This window comes from Clavibacter sp. A6099, from assembly GCF_021919125.1.
Lineage (GTDB): Bacteria > Actinomycetota > Actinomycetes > Actinomycetales > Microbacteriaceae > Clavibacter > Clavibacter seminis.
Map to the genome: position 1 here is coordinate 72,605 of NZ_CP083439.1, position 18,211 is coordinate 90,815.

An 18,211-nucleotide genomic window follows, 5' to 3' on the forward strand; every position below is an offset into this window, starting at 1 on the left:
GTGCCCGTCGCCGGGCCGATGGGTCCCGTGATGCTTTCGTGACCCTGGGCGTCCTGTTCGGGGTCACCGCTGCAGCCCCGGGCGCTGGTTGCCGTCGACGCGGAGGGTCATGGATCCGGTCGCGCCCTGGGCGGTCGTGGGCGCCGACGCGGCCAGCCGCACGGTGAGGCGCAGGTGGTCCCGGCCGCCGACCGCGCGGGCAGGGGATCCGGGCAGCGCGACGCGTCCGACGGCCGGGCGGTCGGCCACCACCGAGGTGATCGTGCCCGAGCAGGTGGCGGTGCCGGGCGCGCCGGTCCACGCGACCGGGCAGCGGTCGAACGCCACCTGGAGGCCGTCGGACGTGCTCGCGACGGCTGTGCCGCCGAGCGTGACCATGAGCTCCGACGCTCGGACGGTGCCGGTGTTGGCGAGGTCCACGAGCCGCACCTGGGCGTCGCCCGGCCGCAGCCCGGTGATCGGGACGGCGAGCTGATCCGCTCCGCCTCCGCCCCAGTCGAGCTCCACGGCGCCCGCGCGCACGGTGACCCGCGACGTGGCGCGGTCGGCGAGCACGGCGTACGCGGTGCCGGCGCCCGCGAGGGCGAGGGTCACCGCGATCGCGGTGACGAGCAGCGTCCGGGCGCGGCGGACCGGGTGGCGGGCGGCGCGGCGGCCGTGCAGCACGGGGCGGACGGGAGCGTCGGGTGCGGCGCGATGGCGGGGCATCAGGCCGGCCCGCCGGCGGTGCGCGGTGGACGGCGCCAGATCACGGTCAGCAGCCAGATGGTGCCCGTCGCGCCGACGACCGCGAACGCGATCGCGCGGGTGACGGGGTCGCCGAGCCAGACGAACGGCCAGCCGAGGAACGGGACGACGGACGTGCGCTCCCATACGGCGTCGTCGCCGATGGTGACGATCCACGGATCGCCAGAGGGGTTGTTGTCGCCCTTGGTCTGGATGGCGAGGCGGTCGGCGGACCAGCCGTCGAGGCGCTCCGCGTCCTCCGGGCCGAAGACGTGCGTGACGCGGTGGATCACCCGCACGCGCGGGCCGCTGGGGGCCGTGAAGACGACGACGTCGCCTTCCGCCACCTCCCCGCGGGGCGTCGGGCCGGTGATCGCGAGGGAGCCGACCGGCATGCCGGGCGCCATCGAGTTCGAGAGGACGGGGACGAAGCGGGTGACGCCGAGGGCGGAGAGGGCGACGACCGCGATCACGGCCAGACCGACGGCGGCAGTGAGGAGCCCGCCGAGGACGCCGAGGGCGCGACGGGCCGGGCTGCGGCGATTCGGCGCTGCGGCGGGGGCGGCGTCGGCTCCGGCGGGGGCCGCGGGTGCGGGCTCGGCGGTGCGCGCGGCCCGGTCGCGGATCACGAGGCGGCCTCGGTGGTGCGGCGGCGTCGGCGGCCGGCGAGCAGCAGGATCCAGCCGCCGAGGAGCGCGAGGAGGGCGCCGGCGAGGGCGGACGCGATGTCGCGGCCCGTGACGGGGAGCAGGTCGCGCGGGGCGTCGGCGGCCGGGGCTGATCCGGCGGGCGAGGTGACCGAGCCGGTGCCCGTGCCCGAGCCGTTCCCGGTGCCGCCGCCCGTGGACGGTTCCGTGCCGGTGCCGCCGTCGTCCACCAGGGCGAAGCCGATGCGCACCATGCCGGCGGTGGACTCCATCCCGTTGTCGGCGCCGGACGGGAAGCGCACGCGCACGGCGATGCCGACGGTCTCGCCCGCGGCGAGCGGGGTGCGCGTGACGACGCTGTCGAGGGTGGCGGCGGGGCCGGATCCGAGGGGCTCGACGGGCCCGCGGCAGCGCATGGGTGCCGTGAGGGTCTCGAAGCCGTCCTCGCAGAGCCGGACGGACAGCTGGATCCCGCCCAGCGCGTCGCCGGTGAGGGCCATCGAGCGCATGGCGTCGAGGCGGACGGAGAGCGGCGAGGAGTCGTCGGAGACGTTGGTGACGTCGGCCGCCCAGTCGACGGTGTCGCCGGGGGCCAGGTCGTCGAGCGGGATGTCGGGGCCGGTGAGCTCGCGGACCTCGAGCGAGGGGGAGTCGATGGCGGTGGGGAGCGCGTCGGCGCGAGCGGGGGCCGCGGCACCGGAGGCGACCAGCGTCAGGCACAGCGCGGCGGCGGCGATGCTGCCGGTGCCGTGGTGTGCGCGCATGGTCGTGTCCTCCGGGGGCGGGACGGATGGGGGGTGGTGCGATGGAGCGGGGCGACGCGCGGGCGCGACGCCGGGCGATCGGGCCCCGGCGCGTGCCGGGACCCGATCGGGGCGATCAGCGCTGCAGGCCGTCGCGCTGGATGGCCGACGCCGTGAACGTCAGCGTCGCGGCCGCGTTCTCGTAGTCGTTGTCCGCGGTGTCGGGCAGCTGCAGGACCATCAGGGTGTTGAGCGTCACGTCGGCGGTGTCGCTCGGGAAGGTGCCGTCGGCCGAGGGCGCCACGCCGAAGGCCGCCGGCGTGAACGTCGTCCCCGCGCCCGTGAGCGACGCGAGGGTGCCGGTGCCCGTGGTGGACGTGGTGCCGCTGCAGGTGTAGGGACCCACGGGGTCCGCGGCCGAGGGCGTCCACGCCGTGGAGCAGGTCTGCAGGGTGTAGCGCAGCCCGTCCGTGCCCGACACCAGCGACTCGCTCGGGCCGGGGACCGCCGGGTCCTCGGTGCCGAGCGTCTCGCCGGTCACCTCGTACGCGAACGTGACCGACTCGACGAGGTTCCCGTCGTTGGTCGCGTTCGGCAGCGAGAGCACGATCGGGCGCTGGATGGTGTCGCCCGGCGCGATGTCCGTGATCGTGTAGTCGCCGGTCGCCAGCTCGATGTCCAGCTGACCCGCGTCGGCCTGGAGGGTCGCCGTGTCGGAGTCGGTGAAGATGGCGAACGCGCCGCCGGTGATGATCGTGCCCACGGCGACGACCGCGCCGGTGGCGACGATCTTCTTCCAGGGGCGACGACGCTGGGGTGCTGTGGTGGTGCTCATGGTGGTTCCTCTCGATGGGTCTCGCGGTGCGCGGTGCGCGCGGGTCGTGCGGGTGCTGTTCCTGCTGGTGCGGTGATCGGCGTGTCGGTCGAGGTGGGTCGCCGCATCCGGGGGCGGATGCGGCCTGGGTGGTCGCGGGGCGGGCATCAGCAGCCCACCGCGGAGACGGTCGCCGGTTGGGCGACGGCGGAGGAGGGCGCGCTCGGGATGCCGACCCAGCGCTGCAGGTCGGGCCGGACGCGCCACTGGTAGGAGCGGGACTCGCCGAGCCGATCGTCCGAGAACGACGTCACGGTGCCGGCGAGACGGGCGACGGTGATCCAGGCGCCGGGCGTGGTGCCCGCGACGCGCCGCTCGACGAGCTGGTCGGTGGCACCGGGGACCGCGGTCCAGGCGAGCGCCGTGACCGGGCGGCCGGCGACGCAGCTCGCGGTCGCGCCGGTGACGGTCGTCGTGCTCGTCCAGGTGCCGGTGGAGGCGCCGAGGCTGGCGTCGTCCCGGTGCGTGAAGCCGCGGGGCACGAGCGGGGCCGGATCCAGGAACACGGTGATGGTGGACGACGCGGCGATCCCGGTGCCCGGCGCCGCGGGACGGTCGGTGATCGCGTAGGCGACGACGGAGGATCCCGGCGTCCCCGTGGCCGGCGGCTGGTAGGTGCACAGGACGGCCGTGCAGGCGAAGGACCCGGGCAGCGCGGCGGGCGGGGTGGCGCCCGTGATCGCGAGCGCGTCGCCGTCGACGTCGGTGTCGTTCGCGCGCGGATCGACCGTCACGGCCGGCCCGCCGACCGTCGCGACCAGGCGGTCCGCCCGGGCGACGGCCGCGCTGTTGACGGCCGTGACCGTGATCGTGACCCGCACGTTCCAGGTGCCCGCGCCGCTCTGCAGCGCGTAGTCGAAGACGTCGACGCCCGTGAAGCCCTCGGCCGACCGGTACGTGCACTTGCCGCGATCCGTGCCCGTCGCGACGCACGTGGCGCTGCCGGCGGTCGGCGACGCGGGCACGGGACCCGCCGCGCCGCCCACGAGGGTCGGCGTCGCCGAGAGCTGCCCGCGGCTCAGGGTCGCGCCCGTCGCGGCGCGTCCGTCGTTGGCGAGCACGTCGATCACCACGGGCACGCCCTGCGGCGTCGTCGCGGAGTCGGGCAGCGGGTCGGCGACGGCGAGGACGGTCGCCGTCGCGGTGGCGCTGACCTGCCCGGTCGGCGCGGTCGCGGTGGCCGTCGCGGTGTTGACGATGGATCCGGCCGCCACATCCGCGGTCGTGGCCGTGTACGTGGCGGTCGCCGTGACGACCTGGCCGGGCGCGAGCGTGCCCGCGGTGCCGGGCCACGTGTAGGCGAGCGCGGAGACGCCGGTGCGCGGATCCGCGATGGAGACGCTCGTGAGCGTCGTCGACCCGGTGTTCTGCAGCCGGAACGCGTACGTCACGACGCCGCCCGCGGCCGGCACGTTGCCGGGCGTCGCGGTCTTCGTGAACGCCAGGGTCGCCGTGCGGTCGAGGGTCAGCGTGCGCGTCGCGGTGGCCTGCGCCTGGGTGCCGCTCGAGGTCGCGCCGCGCACGCTCGCGGTGTTCGCGATCTGCCCCGCGTCGACGTCGGCCTGCCGCACCGTGTAGCTCGCCGTCGCCGTGGCGGTGGCGCCCGCGGCGAGGGTCCCGGCCGTGCCCGGCCACGTGTACGTCATGGCCGACAGCCCGGGCAGCGGATCCGTGAGCGCGACGCCGGTCAGCGGCACCGTGCCGGTGTTCGTGATGGAGAAGGCGTACGCGACCGTCGAGCCGGCCTTGGATCCGCCCGTGAGCGTCGCGCCCTTGGTGAGCGTGAGGGCCGCGGATCCGTTGACGGGCGTGCTCGTCGACGAGCTCGCGGTCGGCGCGGCCACGCCGGCGAAGGTCTGGCCGGAGACGGTGGCGGTGTTCACGATCGGCGTCGCGGCGTTCACATCGGCCTGTGTCACGACGTAGGAGGTGGAGGTGAAGGTCTGCGATGCGCCGGGCGCGAGGGTCACGGAGGCGGGGCTGATGCCGGTGACGCGCGGATCCGCGACCGCCACCTGCCGCAGCGACACGTTCCCGGCGTTGCGCGCGACGAACGAGTAGGCGATCCGCTCGCCGACGTCCGCCTTGCCGTTGCCGTTGGAGTCGGTGAGCGCGCCGGTCTTCGTGAGTGACAGCGCGGGCGCGGGCGCCACGATCGGCACCGTGACGGAGCTCGCGTTGCTCGTCACTCCCGCGAGCAGCGTGTTGACGCCGGTCGCGGTCGCAGTGTTCGTCAGTGAGGCGTTCACGGCCTCCGCGGGCGTCACGACGTGGATCCCTGTGCAGGTCACCGACCTGCCGCTGAGGAACAGGCCCAGCCCGAGCAGGCCGCCGGGGCAGGAGACGGAGGAGACCAGGGGATCGTTCACGGCGAGGTTCGAGAGCGTGAGCCCGCCGGTGTTGGTGATCACGAACTGGTACGGGATCTGCTGCCCCTCGGCGTAGGCCGCCGGCTGCGCGGTCGACCGGTCGATCTGCTTCACGAGGGTGAGGGTCGTGAGGTCGACGAGGCTCGAGACGCTCACCTCGCGGATCAGGTGCGTGTCCGTGAAGGTGCCCGTGGACGCGAGGTAGCCGAACTTGTAGGAGGAGGGGGCGGGGGTCGTCATCGTGTACTGCAGGACCTGCGTGAGGGAGGCGGTGGATGCGCCGGCCGCCGCGCCCATGTAGACGGTGACGACGGGGAGCCGCGCCGACGACACCGTGATGCGGACCGTCCGGCCGAGATCCGCGGTGGGCGTGCTCAGGGTGGTGGTCGCGCGCAGGCTCGTCGCGGGCGATGCGCCCGTCAGGTAGCAGTAGCCGGTGAGGCCCGTGCCGGGTCCGCGCAGGGCGATCGCGTTGGGGCGCTGGCCGACGCCGGCGCTCGGGGTGGTGCAGCCGGTGCCTCGGCCCTCGGTGGGGCTCGAGAAGTTGCCGAACGCGTCGAGTCCGACGCCGAGGTAGCCGCCCGCGACGCCCGCCGCGGTCGTGGTCTGGGCGTAGCCGAGGCCTCCGCCGGACGGGCCCGCTGCGGTGAGCGGCACGGATCCGTCGGTGAGGAAGAAGCCGATGCCGTCGGCGCCGCCGGACGAGGTGCCGTACTGGTACTGGTCGAACTTGACGTCGAGGCCGCCCGTGGCGGGGATCGCGTTGTCGTAGACCACGCCGCCGACCGCGTTGGCGCGGTTGTCGGTGAGCTGGAGGGCCCCCGGGTTCGCGCTCGCGGGCAGCGACTGGTTCCTGCTCGAGCACACGCCGAGGCTCGACCCGCTCGTCGGGGCGGAGGTGGCGCGGGTGAGGCACGCGCTGCCGAGCGGCTTCCACGCGGCGTCCGCCACGGTCGTCCCGCTGAACGACTCGGCGACCAGCTGCGACGCGGCGGTCGCGGTCTGCGCGGGCAGGGTGACGAGGAGGGCGGCGGCGACGGCCGCTGCGGCGAGCGCGGCCAGGCGGCGGATCCCGGGGCGGGAGCGCGCTCCGGAGGCGACCGGATCCGGTCCGGCGGCATGGCGCGCACGCGTACCCACCACTTCGACCACCCCCTGGAGACCACGTCCTCGTCAAGGGCGTCACGAGGCCCCCCGGCCTCGCGTCGGCAACGCTAAATCAGCAGGTCGACGCAGGAAAAGGGACCCAGTAGCGATCTAGGTGAACCAGTAGCCCCCGTCTCGGCCCTCCGGCCCCCCGGCCGGGGCACACCGCCTGCGCGGGGGCGGTCCGCGACCCGTGGATCCTGTGAGTTGAGCCGACATCGCTCAACTCCTGCCGCCGCGACTTGACGCTCGGCGAGGTCCGGGTAGAGTTGAGTCATCGCGGCTCAAGTAGCACGCCGCTGACGAAGCGGCACCGCGAGACAGACTCCGCGGGACACCCGCGTCACCACACGAAGCGACCCCGTGATCCGGGGCCTCGCGGCAACAGAAGGAGAACACCCCATGGCTCGTGCAGTAGGAATCGACCTGGGTACCACCAACTCGGTGGTCTCGGTCCTGGAGGGCGGAGAGCCCACCGTCATCGCCAACGCCGAGGGCGCGCGGACCACGCCGTCCGTCGTCGCGTTCACCAAGGACGGCGAGGTGCTGGTCGGCGAGACCGCCAAGCGCCAGAACGTCACCAACGTCGACCGCACCATCTCGTCCGTCAAGCGCCACATGGGCACCGACTGGACCGTCGGCATCGACGACAAGAAGTACACGTCGCAGGAGCTGTCCGCCCGCATCCTCGGCAAGCTCAAGCGCGACGCCGAGCAGTACCTGGGCGACTCCGTCACCGACGCCGTCATCACCGTCCCCGCGTACTTCAACGACGCCGAGCGCCAGGCCACGAAGGAGGCCGGCGAGATCGCGGGCCTCAACGTGCTCCGCATCATCAACGAGCCCACCGCGGCCGCCCTCGCCTACGGCCTCGACCGGGGCAAGGAGGACGAGCTCATCCTCGTCTTCGACCTCGGCGGCGGCACGTTCGACGTCTCCCTCCTCGAGGTGGGCAAGGATGACGACTTCAGCACCATCCAGGTCCGCTCCACCGCGGGCGACAACCGCCTCGGCGGCGACGACTGGGACCAGCGCATCGTCGACCACCTCGTCAAGCGCTTCAAGGAGTCGACGGGCGTCGACGTCTCGAACGACAAGATCGCCAAGCAGCGCCTCAAGGAGGCCGCGGAGCAGGCGAAGAAGGAGCTCAGCTCCTCCACCAGCACCTCGATCCAGCTCCCGTACCTCTCCCTCACGGAGAACGGGCCGGCCAACCTCGACGAGACGCTCACCCGCGCCAAGTTCGAGGAGCTGACGAACGACCTGCTCGAGCGCACCCGCAAGCCCTTCGAGGACGTCATCCGCGAGGCCGGCGTCTCGGTCGGCGACGTGGCCCACGTGGTCCTCGTCGGCGGATCCACCCGCATGCCCGCCGTGGTCGACCTCGTGAAGAAGCTCACGGGCGGCAAGGAGCCCAACAAGGGCGTCAACCCGGACGAGGTCGTCGCCGTCGGCGCCGCGCTCCAGGCAGGCGTGCTGAAGGGCGAGCGCAAGGACGTCCTCCTCATCGACGTCACCCCCCTGAGCCTCGGCATCGAGACCAAGGGCGGCATCATGACCAAGCTCATCGAGCGCAACACGGCCATCCCGACCAAGCGCAGCGAGACCTTCACCACGGCAGACGACAACCAGCCGTCCGTGGCGATCCAGGTCTTCCAGGGCGAGCGCGAGTTCACCCGCGACAACAAGAACCTCGGCACCTTCGAGCTCACCGGCATCGCGCCGGCGCCCCGCGGGATCCCGCAGGTCGAGGTCACCTTCGACATCGACGCCAACGGCATCGTGCACGTGTCCGCCAAGGACAAGGGCACCGGCAAGGAGCAGTCGATGACCATCACGGGCGGATCCTCGCTCGGCAAGGAGGACATCGAGCGCATGGTGCGCGAGGCCGAGGAGCACGCGGCGGAGGACAAGACGCGCCGCGAGCAGGCCGAGGTCCGCAACAACGCGGAGCAGCTCGCCTACTCGATCGACAAGCTCATCAAGGAGAACGACGACAAGCTGCCCGAGGACGTCAAGTCCGAGGTCCAGGGCGACGTCGACGGCCTGAAGAGCGCCCTCGCCGGCGACGACGAGACGGCCGTGAAGACCGCCTTCGACAAGCTGTCCGCGAGCCAGACCAAGCTCGGCGAGGCCATCTACGCCCAGGGCCAGCAGGAGCAGGCCGCGGGCGAGACCCCCGAGGGCGCGTCCGAGGCGAAGAAGGACGACGAGGACATCGTCGACGCCGAGGTCGTGGACGAGGACGACGAGGACAAGAAGACCGACCGATGACCGAGGACACCGCGAACGGCGAGGGCCGCGTGCCCGAGGACGAGGGAGCCGAGCAGTCGGCCCCCGCGTCCTCGGACGGACCTGACGCCACGGCGGACGAGGCGGCCGACCAGGCCTCCGTCCCCGGCGCCGACGGCGCGTTCGTCGAGGCCGAGGGCCCCGACGTCGAGACGACCGACGCCATGGACGAGGAGCTGCAGGACCTCATCGAGCAGACCCGGGCGGAGCCCGTCGAGGGCGACTCCGAGCACCTGGCGGACCTGAAGCGCGTCACCGCCGAGTACGCCAACTACCGCAAGCGCACCGAGGCCAACCGCGAGATCGAGCGCCAGCGCGCGGTCGGCGACGTGGTCAAGGGCATCCTCCCGGTGCTCGACGACCTCGACCGGGCCGAGAAGCACGGCGACCTCGCGGAGGGCGGACCGCTCACCGCGATCGTCGCCAAGCTGCGGACGAACGTGGAGCGCATCGGGCTGGTCAAGGTCGGCGCCGTCGGCGACGCCTTCGACCCGCAGGTGCACGAGGCGATCTTCCAGAAGCCGAACCCCGAGGTCCAGGTGGACACCGTCGCGGACGTCGTCGAGAGTGGCTACTACATCGGCGAGACGCTGCTGCGGGCCGCGAAGGTCGTCGTCGACAAGCCGGAGTAGCGCCATCAACCGCAGCATCGATCCGGCTGCACCCACCCCGGTCCGGGCGTCCGCACGCGCGGGCGCCCGGACTGGGTCGTGCGGCCCCCACCACGAGACGAAGAAGAAGGGAGGCGTCTGATGGCCAGCCAGGACTGGTTCGACAAGGACTTCTACAAGGTCCTCGGAGTGTCCAAGGACGTCTCGGAGGCCGACCTGAAGAAGGCCTACCGCAAGCTCGCGCGGCAGTACCACCCGGACAGCAACCCGGATCCGTCGGCCGAGGCGCGCTTCAAGGAGATCAGCGAGGCGCACGCCGTGCTGGCCGACAAGGAGCAGCGCCGCGAGTACGACCAGATGCGGGCCATGGGATCCGGCGCGCGCTTCACCGCCCCGGGTGCCGGCGGCGGCCAGGCGGGCGGCTTCGAGGACGTGTTCGGCGGCATGTTCGGCCAGCAGGCCGGCGGCCGCGGTCGGCGCGCGGCCGGGTTCGGATCCGGCCAGCCGCAGTACAGCCAGGGCGGCTTCGAGGACATCCTCGGCGGCATGTTCGGCAACGGCGGCTTCGGCCAGTCGTCCGGCGGCTACCGGGGCTACGGCGCGCCCACCAAGGGCCGCGACGTCACGGCCACCACCACGATCGACTTCCTCACCGCGGTGCAGGGCGACGTCGTGCGCCTGCAGGACTCCGACGGCCGCCCCCTCACGGTGCGCGTGCCGGCCGGCGTCTCCGACGGGCAGAAGATCCGGCTCGCCGGCAAGGGCGAGCCGTCCGGCGACGGCGGCGCGTCGGGCGACATCATCCTCACCGTGCACGTGCGACCGCATCCCGTGTTCGAGCGCGATGGGCTGAACCTCCGGGTCAACGTGCCCGTCACGTTCCCCGAGGCCGCGCTCGGCGCGACCATCGAGGTGCCCACGCTCGGCGGCGATCCGGTGCGGCTGAAGGTCGCGCCCGGCACGTCCAGCGGCAAGGTGCTGCGCGTCAAGGGCCGCGGCGTCACGACCCCGAAGGGCACGGGCGACCTGCTCGCGCGCATCGAGGTCGCGGTGCCGTCCCGCCTCACCGACGCCCAGCGCGTGGCGCTCGACGCGTTCGCCAGCTCGGGACCCGGCGAGGACCCGCGCCGGGAGCTCATCGAGCGGGCCAGGAGCTGACGTGGATCCCCGCGACACGATGGACGAGGACGCCCCCGTCTTCGTGATCTCCGTGGCGGCCGAGCTCTCGGGCATGCACCCGCAGACGCTCCGGCAGTACGACCGCCTCGGCCTCGTGTCGCCCACCCGCACCGCCGGGAGGAGCCGCCGCTACTCGATGCGCGACATCGTGCAGCTGCGGGAGGTCGCCCGGCTCGGCGCGGAGGGCGTGAGCCTGGAGGGCATCGCGCGGATCCTCGAGCTCGAGAACCAGGTGACCGAGCTCCGCGGGCGCGTGCGCCAGCTGGAGTCGGCGCTCGCCGACGAGCTGCTGTCGCGGCCCGGCCGCCGCGTGTTCGCGGCGCGCGGTGACGGCGACGTGGTGTCGCTGCGCGCGGGCGTGCGTCCGTCCCGGCCCACCGAGGTCGTGCTGTACCGGGCGGCGCTCGCGATGCCCGGCGACGACCGCGACGGCTCCGGGCGCGACGCCCGGTGAGCGCCGCTCCCGACGACGCCGCCTCATCCGCCGCCGACGACCTGCTCGACCTGGGCGCGCTCCGCCGCCGGCCGGACGTCGAGGCCGAGAACCTCTTCGCCGTGGACGCGGCCGACCGGCTGCTGCTCGACGAGCTGGTCGCGGTGCTCGCCGCCGCGGCCGAGGCGGGCCGCCCGGTGCGGCCCGAGGAGCTCGTCGTGATCGGCGACCAGTACGGCGCCCTCGCGCTGGGCGCCGCTGCCGCGCTGCGTCGAGCGGGGGCGGCGGATCCCGTGCGCATCCGCGTGCACCAGGACGCCCTCGCCTCCGAGACCGCGCTCCGCCTCAACGCGGAGCTGATCGGCGAGACCGCGGAGATCGCCCACCACGGGCTGGACGACGTGCTCGCGGCCGGTGCCCGCGTCGTGATCGCGCGCCTGCCCCGCAGCCTCGACGCGCTCGACGAGTGGGCCGGCGTGGTCGCGCGGGCGGCCGCCGACGACGTGACCGTCCTCGCCGGCGGACGCGTCAAGCACATGACCCCCGCGATGACCGACGTGCTCCGCCGCCGCTTCGGCGACGTGCACGCCACGCTCGCGCGGCAGAAGTCGCGGATCCTCGTCGCGCGCGAGCCCGTGCGCGCGGCAGGCGGCGACGCTGCCGACGCCTACCCCCGCCGCGAGTCGCACCCCGACCTCGGCCTCGAGGTGCGCGCGCACGGAGCCGCCTTCGCGGGCGCCCGCATCGACATCGGCACGCGCTTCCTCCTCTCCTTCCTGCCCGACCTGCCGGCGGGCGCGGCGACCGCCGTCGACCTCGGCTGCGGCACGGGCGTCATCGCATCGGCCGTTGCGCTCGCCCGGCCGGACCTGCGCGTGATCGCGACCGACCAGTCGTGGGCGGCCGTCGACTCGGCGCGCGCGACCGTCGACGCGAACGGGCTCGCCGACCGCGTGACCGTGGTGCGCGACGACGCCGGATCCACCGTCCCCGACGGATCCGCCGACCTCGTGCTCCTGAACCCGCCCTTCCACACGGGCGCCACGGTGCACGCGGGCCTCGCGCCGCGCCTCTTCGCCGCCGCCGCGCGCATGCTCCGCCCGGGCGGCGAGCTCTGGACCGTCTACAACAGCCCGCTCGGCTACCGGCCGCAGCTGACCCGCATCGTCGGGCCCACGCGCGAGGCCGGTCGGAACGCGAAGTTCACGGTCGCCGTCTCGACGAAGCCCGAGGCGCGGGCCTAGCCTCGGATCCACCGCGGCCGCCCGAGCCGCGCCCGCTCGCCGAGGAGCCCACATGCCCACCTTCCGCACCCGCGTCATGCATGCCCGCGTCAACGCGAGCGGCCTGCCCGTGCCGCCGGAGGCGCTCGACGAGCTGGGGGCGGGCAAGCGGCCCGCGGTCGTCGTCACCGTCGCGGGCTACACGTACCGCACGAGCGTCGGCGCGATGGGCGGCCAGCACCTCATCCCGCTGAGCGCCGCGCATCGCGCCGCGTCGGGCGTCGCAGCCGACGACGAGGTCGAGGTGACCATCGAGCTCGACGAGCAGCCGCGCGAGGCCGTGATCCCGGATGAGATCGCCGCCGCCTTCGCCGCGGAGCCCGCCCTGGCCGACGCGTTCCGCGCGCTGTCATCGAGCCGGCAGCGCGCCCTCGTGGATCCGATCGCCGAGGCGAAGACGGACGAGACCCGCGCGCGCCGCGTGGAGAAGGCGCTGGCGGCGCTGCGCGGCTGACGCGGATCGCACGCGCGGGTCGTGCGCGTCAGGGCGCGGGCGGATCCAGCACGAGCAGGTCGCCGATCTCGCACTCGAGCGCGCGGCAGACCGCGACGAGGGTCGAGTAGCGGATCGCCCGGGCGCGGTCGTTCTTCAGTACCGACAGGTTGACCTGGCTCACGCCCACGATCGCGCTCAGCCGCGTCAGCGTCATGCCGCGCGCCGCGAGCAGCTCGTCGAGTCGGCAGTGGACGCCGGTGGGGCCGTCGTCGTCTGCGCCCATCAGACGAGGCCGCGGGTGTCGCGCTGCAGGGTCTCGCCGTGCTCGACCACGAGCCCGACGATCATCAGGGCGAAGCCGAGCGCGATGGTCGACGCGTCGACCTCCGCGACGACGGGCCAGAAGCCGTCGAGCCCGTCGGCGGGGTCGTTGAGCGCGTCGCCGACCATCCAGGCCACGCCGGTGCGCGCGGCGAGCGAGAGCAGCGCCGCGATCATCACGGTGCCGCCCGCGAGCGTGACCACGAGGCTGAGGCGGCGGGCGAGCGGATTCGGCCGGAGCAGCCGGCGCGCGAGGATCGCGACTGTGGCCGCGAGCGCGATGCCCACGGAGGCGTCGAGCGCGATGCGGACGACGTGCAGCGCGACGATGCCACCCGACAGCTCGCCCACCGCGACCTCGGCGGTGCGGTACGCGCCGGAGCGGAGGTCAGCGGGGCCGGCGTCGGCCTCGGCGGGAAGGGATCCGCGCATCTCGAGCGACGTGTGCACCACACCGGTCCGCACGGTCTCGACCGCGCTCACGACGGCCGCCGCGGCCACCGCCAGCAGCACGAGCACGGCGATCGCGAGGGCCGCCCACAGGACGCCGCGCGTGATGCGCGCGGCCGACCCGGTACCGGCGATGGATGTGCGTGCCATGGTGCGTCCTATCGATCATCGTTACAACGAATGTCGATATGGTGGCACGCGGTCGGGCCCGCTGTCGAGGCCCGGGGGCGGGGGATCACGCCGGGTGCGTGCGGAACCACTCCAGCAGCCAGCGGGCGCGGGACGGCGCGTTCGGACGCGCGGCGGCGGACGCCGGGCGGTCGAGGAAGTCGTCGTAGCCGCGGAGCTCGCGGAGGGTCGCGTCGTCGACCGTGCGGAAGCCCATCGACCAGGCGGGGAACTGCCGGGCGGGGATCTCCTCGTCGAGCAGCAGCCGCACGTCGGTGTGGCGCTCGTCGGCCTCGATGGCGGCGAACACCGACTCCACGGCGTCGTGCGGGCCCTCGAGCACCTGCATGAACTTGCCGTCGCGGTGCAGCAGCAGGCCCGTGAGGCCGGTCCGCTCGTTGTTGTGGATGCACTGGCCGAGGAGCTCGGCCAGGTCGTCGTCGGTCATGTGCCGTGTGGCCGTGCTCGTGTAGACGGTCGTCCGCATGGTGCCCCCTGGTGCTGTCCTCCCCATCCTCGCGCGTCGCGGGCGTGCACCGCGCCCCCGATGCGCGCGCGGCGCGGGGCGGACATCGCGGGGCCGGGGATCCATCGGCATGCGGCCGGCCGGACCGGTGACAAGAGCCCGGCGCGTCCGCGGGTACGGCGCGCGCCGGGCTCCTGCTGCTGCCGCGTCCGTTCGGGTCGGATCGCGGAGGGATCTGAGAGCTGCCCCGCTGGGCGGGGGGACGCGGCGGGGCGCTCCTCGGGTATCCATTCGCACGGCGGCATCGGGGGGAATCCGCTGTACTTCGACGACTCTACGACGCATGTCCTCGCTTTGGAGGACAAGTCGTGCACGAACGGCGGGTGATCCGAGGGTGAGGGGAGGGTGAGAGGGCCCGCCCGCCGCGGATCCGGGGTCAGCGGGAGCCGCCGCCGAGCGTCCAGGTGCGCACGTGCTCCCACGTGAGGGTGTTCCACCAGCGGCCGGACCAGTCCGGGCTGGCGGTGCGGTACATGACGACCGTGTCGCCGACGAAGCCGGTCGGCACGGGCTCGTCGAGCTCGCGGATGAAGGCGCCGACCTCGTCGTGCAGGTCGGGGCGGACGAGGAGGTCGTGCGACGCGAGCGAGAGGTGCGCGCGGAAGCGCGCGGGGTCGAACGAGTGGTGCTCGGGGGAGTCCATGGGTCGGCGGAACGGGGCCGCGACGCGGTCGATGTCCGCCGCGAGCGCGAGCAGCGCGGCGTTCTTGCTGCCGTCCGCCAGGCCGTCCACGTCGTAGACGAAGCCGAAGCCGTGCTCGCGGACGCCCGCGTTGTGCACCGGGAACGCGGGGCGGTCGGCGAGGAGCTCGGTGACCGCCTCGATCACCCGTGCCTCGTCGTGCCCGAACGGCTGGCTGCCGATGAGCGTCGCGTGCGGGGGGAAGGCGCCGGCGGACACGAGGCCGTACTGCGCGCGGATCTGGTCGGTGATGACGGTGACGGCCCGGCAGGTGCGCGGGTCGGGGCGGAGGAAGATCCCGTAGCGGAAGGGGTCGCTGTCGTCGCGGGGGAGCAGCGACGGACGCATCTCGACCCGGCTGGCCGACGCGGGCGCGGTGTCGGGGGCGGCGAGCGCGTAGGCGGTGGGGTCGTCGTGGTCCATGGGGATCCTCCAGGCGTCGAGCGAGCGCAGGGAACGTTCCCTACGTGGCGACGACGATAGTTCCACATCGCGGATCGGCGAGGACGGCCGCGGGGTGAACGGCGGGTGGACGCGCGGTGCGCGGGCGAGGGGCCGGTGCCCCACGGCGTCCGGGCGACCTGCGTCAGGCGCGGAGGGGGACGGCCGTGCGGCCCGGGATCAGCTCGCCGTCGACCGCGGTGTGGCGGGTGCCCGTGACGGTGCCGTCGATGCGGTCGACCACGGCGTCGACGGCGAGGGCGCCGATGACGGGGATCGGCTGGCGCCAGGTGGTGAAGTCGAGGAGCGCGCTCGTGAAGGGCGGCAGGCCGTCGTAGCCGGTGATGGAGACGCTGTCGGGGGCGGTGACGCCGCGGCGGCCGAGGCCGTCGAGGATCGCGAGGGCCCACCCGTCGCTCGGGGCCATGATCGCGGTGATGCCGCCCGCGTCGACGATCGCCTGCGCGATGCTGTCCGCCCCCTCGATGTGCCCGCCCCGGTGCTCCTCCCCGCGCACGTGCACGGCGTCGAGGCCGAGCTCGCGGAGGCGGTCGAGCATCGCGAGGGTGCGTGCGGACATCGTGAGGGAGATGGCGGGCGGGAGCGTGAGGACGGCGACGCGGCGGTGGCCGAGCGACGCCACGTGGTCGGCGAGCCCGCGGCCGCCCGCCGTCTCGTCGCAGTAGACGCTGCTGAGCGACGCGTCCACCTCGGGGCGGCCGGCGACGACCGTGGGGATCCGGCGCGCGGACGGCAGGATGTCCGCGACCGGGAGCGCGCCGCTGCACACGATGAGCCCCTCGACCTGCAGCGAGACGAGGGTCTCGAGGGCCTTGCGCTCCTCCACCACGTCGAACGCGCCGAACCCGGTCGCCGTGACGACCCGGTACCCGCGCTCCGACGCCCGCTGCTGCAGCGCCGTGAGCAGGTGCCCGTAGAAGGGGGTGGATGCGTCGCGCACGAGGACGCCGAGCGTGTGGGTGCGGTGCGCCGACATCCCGCGCGCGTGGGCGTTGGCGACGTAGCCGAGCGCGGCCGCGGCGTCGCGGACCGTCTGCTGCGTGGCGGCGGCCACGCCCGGCGCGCCGGAGAGGGCGCGCGAGACGACGGACTTGGAGACTCCCGCGCGCGCGGCGACGTCGTGGATGGTGGGGGCTGCGCCGGGGCGGCTCATGCGCGGATCCGTGGGGCGAGCGGCGCGACGTGCGCGGCGGGGACGGGGATCGGCGCGGGGTGCGGGGCGGCGGTGGGCACGGGTCCACGGTAGCGATGCGGGGACGGCGTGAGGGGCAGGTCAGGGGTGGTGCGGCGCCGGATCGGTGGCGGGCGGCGGATCCGCGGGGGGCGTGGGATGCGCGTCGGGCGCATCCGCGGCGGGCGCCAGCGGCAGGCCGGCCGCACTGGCGCCGAGGCGGCGGAGGATCGCGCGGCACGCCAGGCGGAGCGGGCCGGCCGGTCGCGGCGCGTGGGGCCCGCCGGCGTCCGCGGCGGCCGTCGTGCGTCGGATCGCTCGGAGCGGGTCGTCGTCGCCCGGATCCCCGGGCCACACGTCGTGCAGCGCGCGGAGCCGCTCCTGCAGGAGGTCGTCGTCGCGGTCGGGGCTGCTCAGCACGCGCGGGCTCCCGGGGGCGTGCGGCGCCGACGGCCGGGGTGCGCCGGGCGTACGCCGGGCGGCGTGCGCGGGTGCGGGGCGTGCGGCATGGGACCTCGTGCTGCGGCTCGGACGGGAGGGGCACGAGGCTACGGGCCGCGCGGATCCGGTGGCGCGGCTCCTGCACATGCCGCGGCGCGCTAGGTTCGGCGGGACCCGGGAGGCGCATGGACCACGACGCCGTCGAAGCCGCACGCGACGCCCGCGGCGGCGTGTGGCGCGTGCGGGAGCTGCGGCTCGAGCGGATCCACCGGGACGTCGCCGTGTGGATCGCCGGCGGTCGCGTGACGCTCGCCGACCCCGCCGAGGCGGTGCTCGGGCGGCTCGACCTGGCGATCAGCGACGGCGTCGTCGACCGGCACGTGCACCTCGGGCTCGTGGATCACGCGGCGCTCGCCGGATCGCCCGTCACGGCGGTGGTCGACCTCGGGTGGGACCCCGCGGAGATCGCCCGCATCGCGGCCCGTCCGCCGGAGGGAGTCGCGGTCCGCTACGCCGGTCCGTTCCACACCGCCCTGGGCGGTTACCCGTCGGATCGCGCGTGGGCGCACGCGGCCGCGGTGCGCGAGGTGGCGCGCGCGGAGGACGCGGCGGCGGCCGTCGCGGAGGCCAGGGCGGGCGGATCCGGCGCGGTGAAGATCGTGCTGCACGACGGCGGTCCGCTCCTCGCCGACGACGTGCTGGCCGCGCTGGTCGACGCCGCGCACGCCGCCGGGCTGCCCGCGGCCGTGCACGCAGAGGGCGCGGGGCAGGCGGCGCGCGCGATCCGGGCGGGCGCCGACGTGCTCGTGCACGTGCCGTGGACCGAGCGGCTCGACGACGCCACGCTGCGCGAGTCCGCGACGCGGGACGTGCTCTGGATCTCGACCCTGTCGATCCACGACGGCGCCGACCTCGCGACGGCCCTCGAGAACGCCCGCCGGTACGTCGCCCTCGGCGGCCGGACCGCGTACGGCACCGACCTCGGCAACGGCGACCTCCCGGTGGGCCTGAACGCGCGGGAGGTCGAGCTGCTCGGCGAGGTCGGGCTGCGGGGCCCGGCGCTGCTCGACGCGGTGCTGGGCAGCGCGCCCGGCGGCATCGCGCACGCGCTGGCGAACGCGGATCCGCTGCCGTCGTCCGCCGACGCCACCGCCGGGGAGCTGGTGGCGTGGCTGCGCGGGGCGCACCGGCTGGGTGCGGTGGACCTGCCGCGGCGGGCATGAGCGGCCGACGGCACCCTTCCGCCGACCA

The 18,211-nt window shown here is 74.6% G+C and carries 18 protein-coding genes; 7 read left to right on the forward strand and 11 right to left on the reverse strand.

Features of this window, described 5'->3' with window-relative positions; translation table 11 throughout:
• Nucleotides 1–63: 63 nt before the first annotated feature.
• The 5 genes from KYT88_RS00355 to KYT88_RS00375 form a co-directional block, all read right to left on the reverse strand.
• Complete coding sequence (locus KYT88_RS00355) at nucleotides 64–708, reverse strand: TasA family protein (RefSeq protein WP_237583714.1); 645 nt, start codon at nucleotides 706–708, stop codon at nucleotides 64–66.
• Nucleotides 708–1,355, reverse strand: a complete 648-nt coding sequence (locus tag KYT88_RS00360) for a signal peptidase I (protein WP_119374319.1) — start codon at nucleotides 1,353–1,355, stop codon at nucleotides 708–710. Before KYT88_RS00360 ends, KYT88_RS00355 begins: the two co-directional genes overlap by 1 nt.
• The gene (locus KYT88_RS00365) at nucleotides 1,352–2,137 is read right to left on the reverse strand and encodes a sortase (RefSeq protein WP_237583715.1); all 786 of its coding nucleotides are present in this window, start codon (nucleotides 2,135–2,137) and stop codon (nucleotides 1,352–1,354) included. The genes KYT88_RS00360 and KYT88_RS00365 overlap by 4 nt, the downstream gene beginning before the upstream one ends.
• A gap of 115 nt (nucleotides 2,138–2,252) precedes the next feature.
• Nucleotides 2,253–2,951, reverse strand: coding sequence for a TasA family protein (locus KYT88_RS00370; protein WP_043585959.1), 699 nt, complete (start codon nucleotides 2,949–2,951; stop codon nucleotides 2,253–2,255).
• Between the two features lie 146 nt (nucleotides 2,952–3,097).
• Nucleotides 3,098–6,502 (reverse strand): CLIPPER-2 domain-containing protein, encoded by a 3,405-nt coding sequence (locus KYT88_RS00375; protein ID WP_043585961.1) that lies wholly within the window; start codon nucleotides 6,500–6,502, stop codon nucleotides 3,098–3,100.
• Between the two features lie 405 nt (nucleotides 6,503–6,907).
• Between KYT88_RS00375 and dnaK the strand changes: the two genes are divergently transcribed.
• From dnaK to KYT88_RS00405, 6 genes are all read left to right on the forward strand, one after another.
• The gene (dnaK, locus tag KYT88_RS00380; protein ID WP_043585963.1) at nucleotides 6,908–8,779 is read left to right on the forward strand and encodes a molecular chaperone DnaK; all 1,872 of its coding nucleotides are present in this window, start codon (nucleotides 6,908–6,910) and stop codon (nucleotides 8,777–8,779) included.
• Nucleotides 8,776–9,429: a nucleotide exchange factor GrpE gene (locus KYT88_RS00385; RefSeq protein WP_043585964.1), complete on the forward strand. Its 654-nt coding sequence runs from the start codon at nucleotides 8,776–8,778 to the stop codon at nucleotides 9,427–9,429. The genes dnaK and KYT88_RS00385 overlap by 4 nt, the downstream gene beginning before the upstream one ends.
• Before the next feature lie 120 nt (nucleotides 9,430–9,549).
• On the forward strand, nucleotides 9,550–10,566 hold the full coding sequence (locus KYT88_RS00390) for a DnaJ C-terminal domain-containing protein (RefSeq protein WP_043585966.1): 1,017 nt from the start codon (nucleotides 9,550–9,552) through the stop codon (nucleotides 10,564–10,566).
• A gap of 19 nt (nucleotides 10,567–10,585) precedes the next feature.
• Nucleotides 10,586–11,041 carry a heat shock protein transcriptional repressor HspR gene (locus KYT88_RS00395; protein WP_043585993.1) on the forward strand — a complete coding sequence of 152 codons (456 nt, stop codon included), beginning with the start codon at nucleotides 10,586–10,588 and terminating at the stop codon, nucleotides 11,039–11,041.
• Nucleotides 11,038–12,264, forward strand: a complete 1,227-nt coding sequence (locus KYT88_RS00400; RefSeq protein WP_043585968.1) for a class I SAM-dependent methyltransferase — start codon at nucleotides 11,038–11,040, stop codon at nucleotides 12,262–12,264. Before KYT88_RS00395 ends, KYT88_RS00400 begins: the two co-directional genes overlap by 4 nt.
• 52 nt (nucleotides 12,265–12,316) lie before the next feature.
• Nucleotides 12,317–12,757 (forward strand): YdeI/OmpD-associated family protein, encoded by a 441-nt coding sequence (locus KYT88_RS00405; protein ID WP_043585970.1) that lies wholly within the window; start codon nucleotides 12,317–12,319, stop codon nucleotides 12,755–12,757.
• Between the two features lie 28 nt (nucleotides 12,758–12,785).
• On the opposite strand, the gene KYT88_RS00410 is transcribed toward KYT88_RS00405, so the two are convergent.
• The 6 genes from KYT88_RS00410 to KYT88_RS00435 form a co-directional block, all read right to left on the reverse strand.
• Entirely contained in the window at nucleotides 12,786–13,022 is a 237-nt protein-coding gene (locus KYT88_RS00410; RefSeq protein ID WP_043585972.1) for a helix-turn-helix domain-containing protein, read from the reverse strand.
• Nucleotides 13,022–13,660 carry a hypothetical protein gene (locus tag KYT88_RS00415; RefSeq protein WP_043585974.1) on the reverse strand — a complete coding sequence of 213 codons (639 nt, stop codon included), beginning with the start codon at nucleotides 13,658–13,660 and terminating at the stop codon, nucleotides 13,022–13,024. Before KYT88_RS00415 ends, KYT88_RS00410 begins: the two co-directional genes overlap by 1 nt.
• An 85-nt stretch (nucleotides 13,661–13,745) precedes the next feature.
• The gene (locus tag KYT88_RS00420; protein WP_043585976.1) at nucleotides 13,746–14,165 is read right to left on the reverse strand and encodes a BLUF domain-containing protein; all 420 of its coding nucleotides are present in this window, start codon (nucleotides 14,163–14,165) and stop codon (nucleotides 13,746–13,748) included.
• A gap of 415 nt (nucleotides 14,166–14,580) precedes the next feature.
• Complete coding sequence (locus KYT88_RS00425; RefSeq protein WP_043585978.1) at nucleotides 14,581–15,309, reverse strand: 2'-5' RNA ligase family protein; 729 nt, start codon at nucleotides 15,307–15,309, stop codon at nucleotides 14,581–14,583.
• Nucleotides 15,310–15,472: 163 nt separating this feature from the next.
• Nucleotides 15,473–16,501 carry a LacI family DNA-binding transcriptional regulator gene (locus KYT88_RS00430; RefSeq protein ID WP_043585980.1) on the reverse strand — a complete coding sequence of 343 codons (1,029 nt, stop codon included), beginning with the start codon at nucleotides 16,499–16,501 and terminating at the stop codon, nucleotides 15,473–15,475.
• A gap of 120 nt (nucleotides 16,502–16,621) precedes the next feature.
• Complete coding sequence (locus KYT88_RS00435; protein WP_237583716.1) at nucleotides 16,622–16,939, reverse strand: hypothetical protein; 318 nt, start codon at nucleotides 16,937–16,939, stop codon at nucleotides 16,622–16,624.
• 206 nt (nucleotides 16,940–17,145) lie between these two features.
• Here KYT88_RS00435 and KYT88_RS00440 point away from each other — a divergent pair, with 206 nt between their 5' ends.
• The gene (locus tag KYT88_RS00440; RefSeq protein ID WP_237583717.1) at nucleotides 17,146–18,183 is read left to right on the forward strand and encodes an amidohydrolase family protein; all 1,038 of its coding nucleotides are present in this window, start codon (nucleotides 17,146–17,148) and stop codon (nucleotides 18,181–18,183) included.
• Nucleotides 18,184–18,211: the final 28 nt, after the last annotated feature.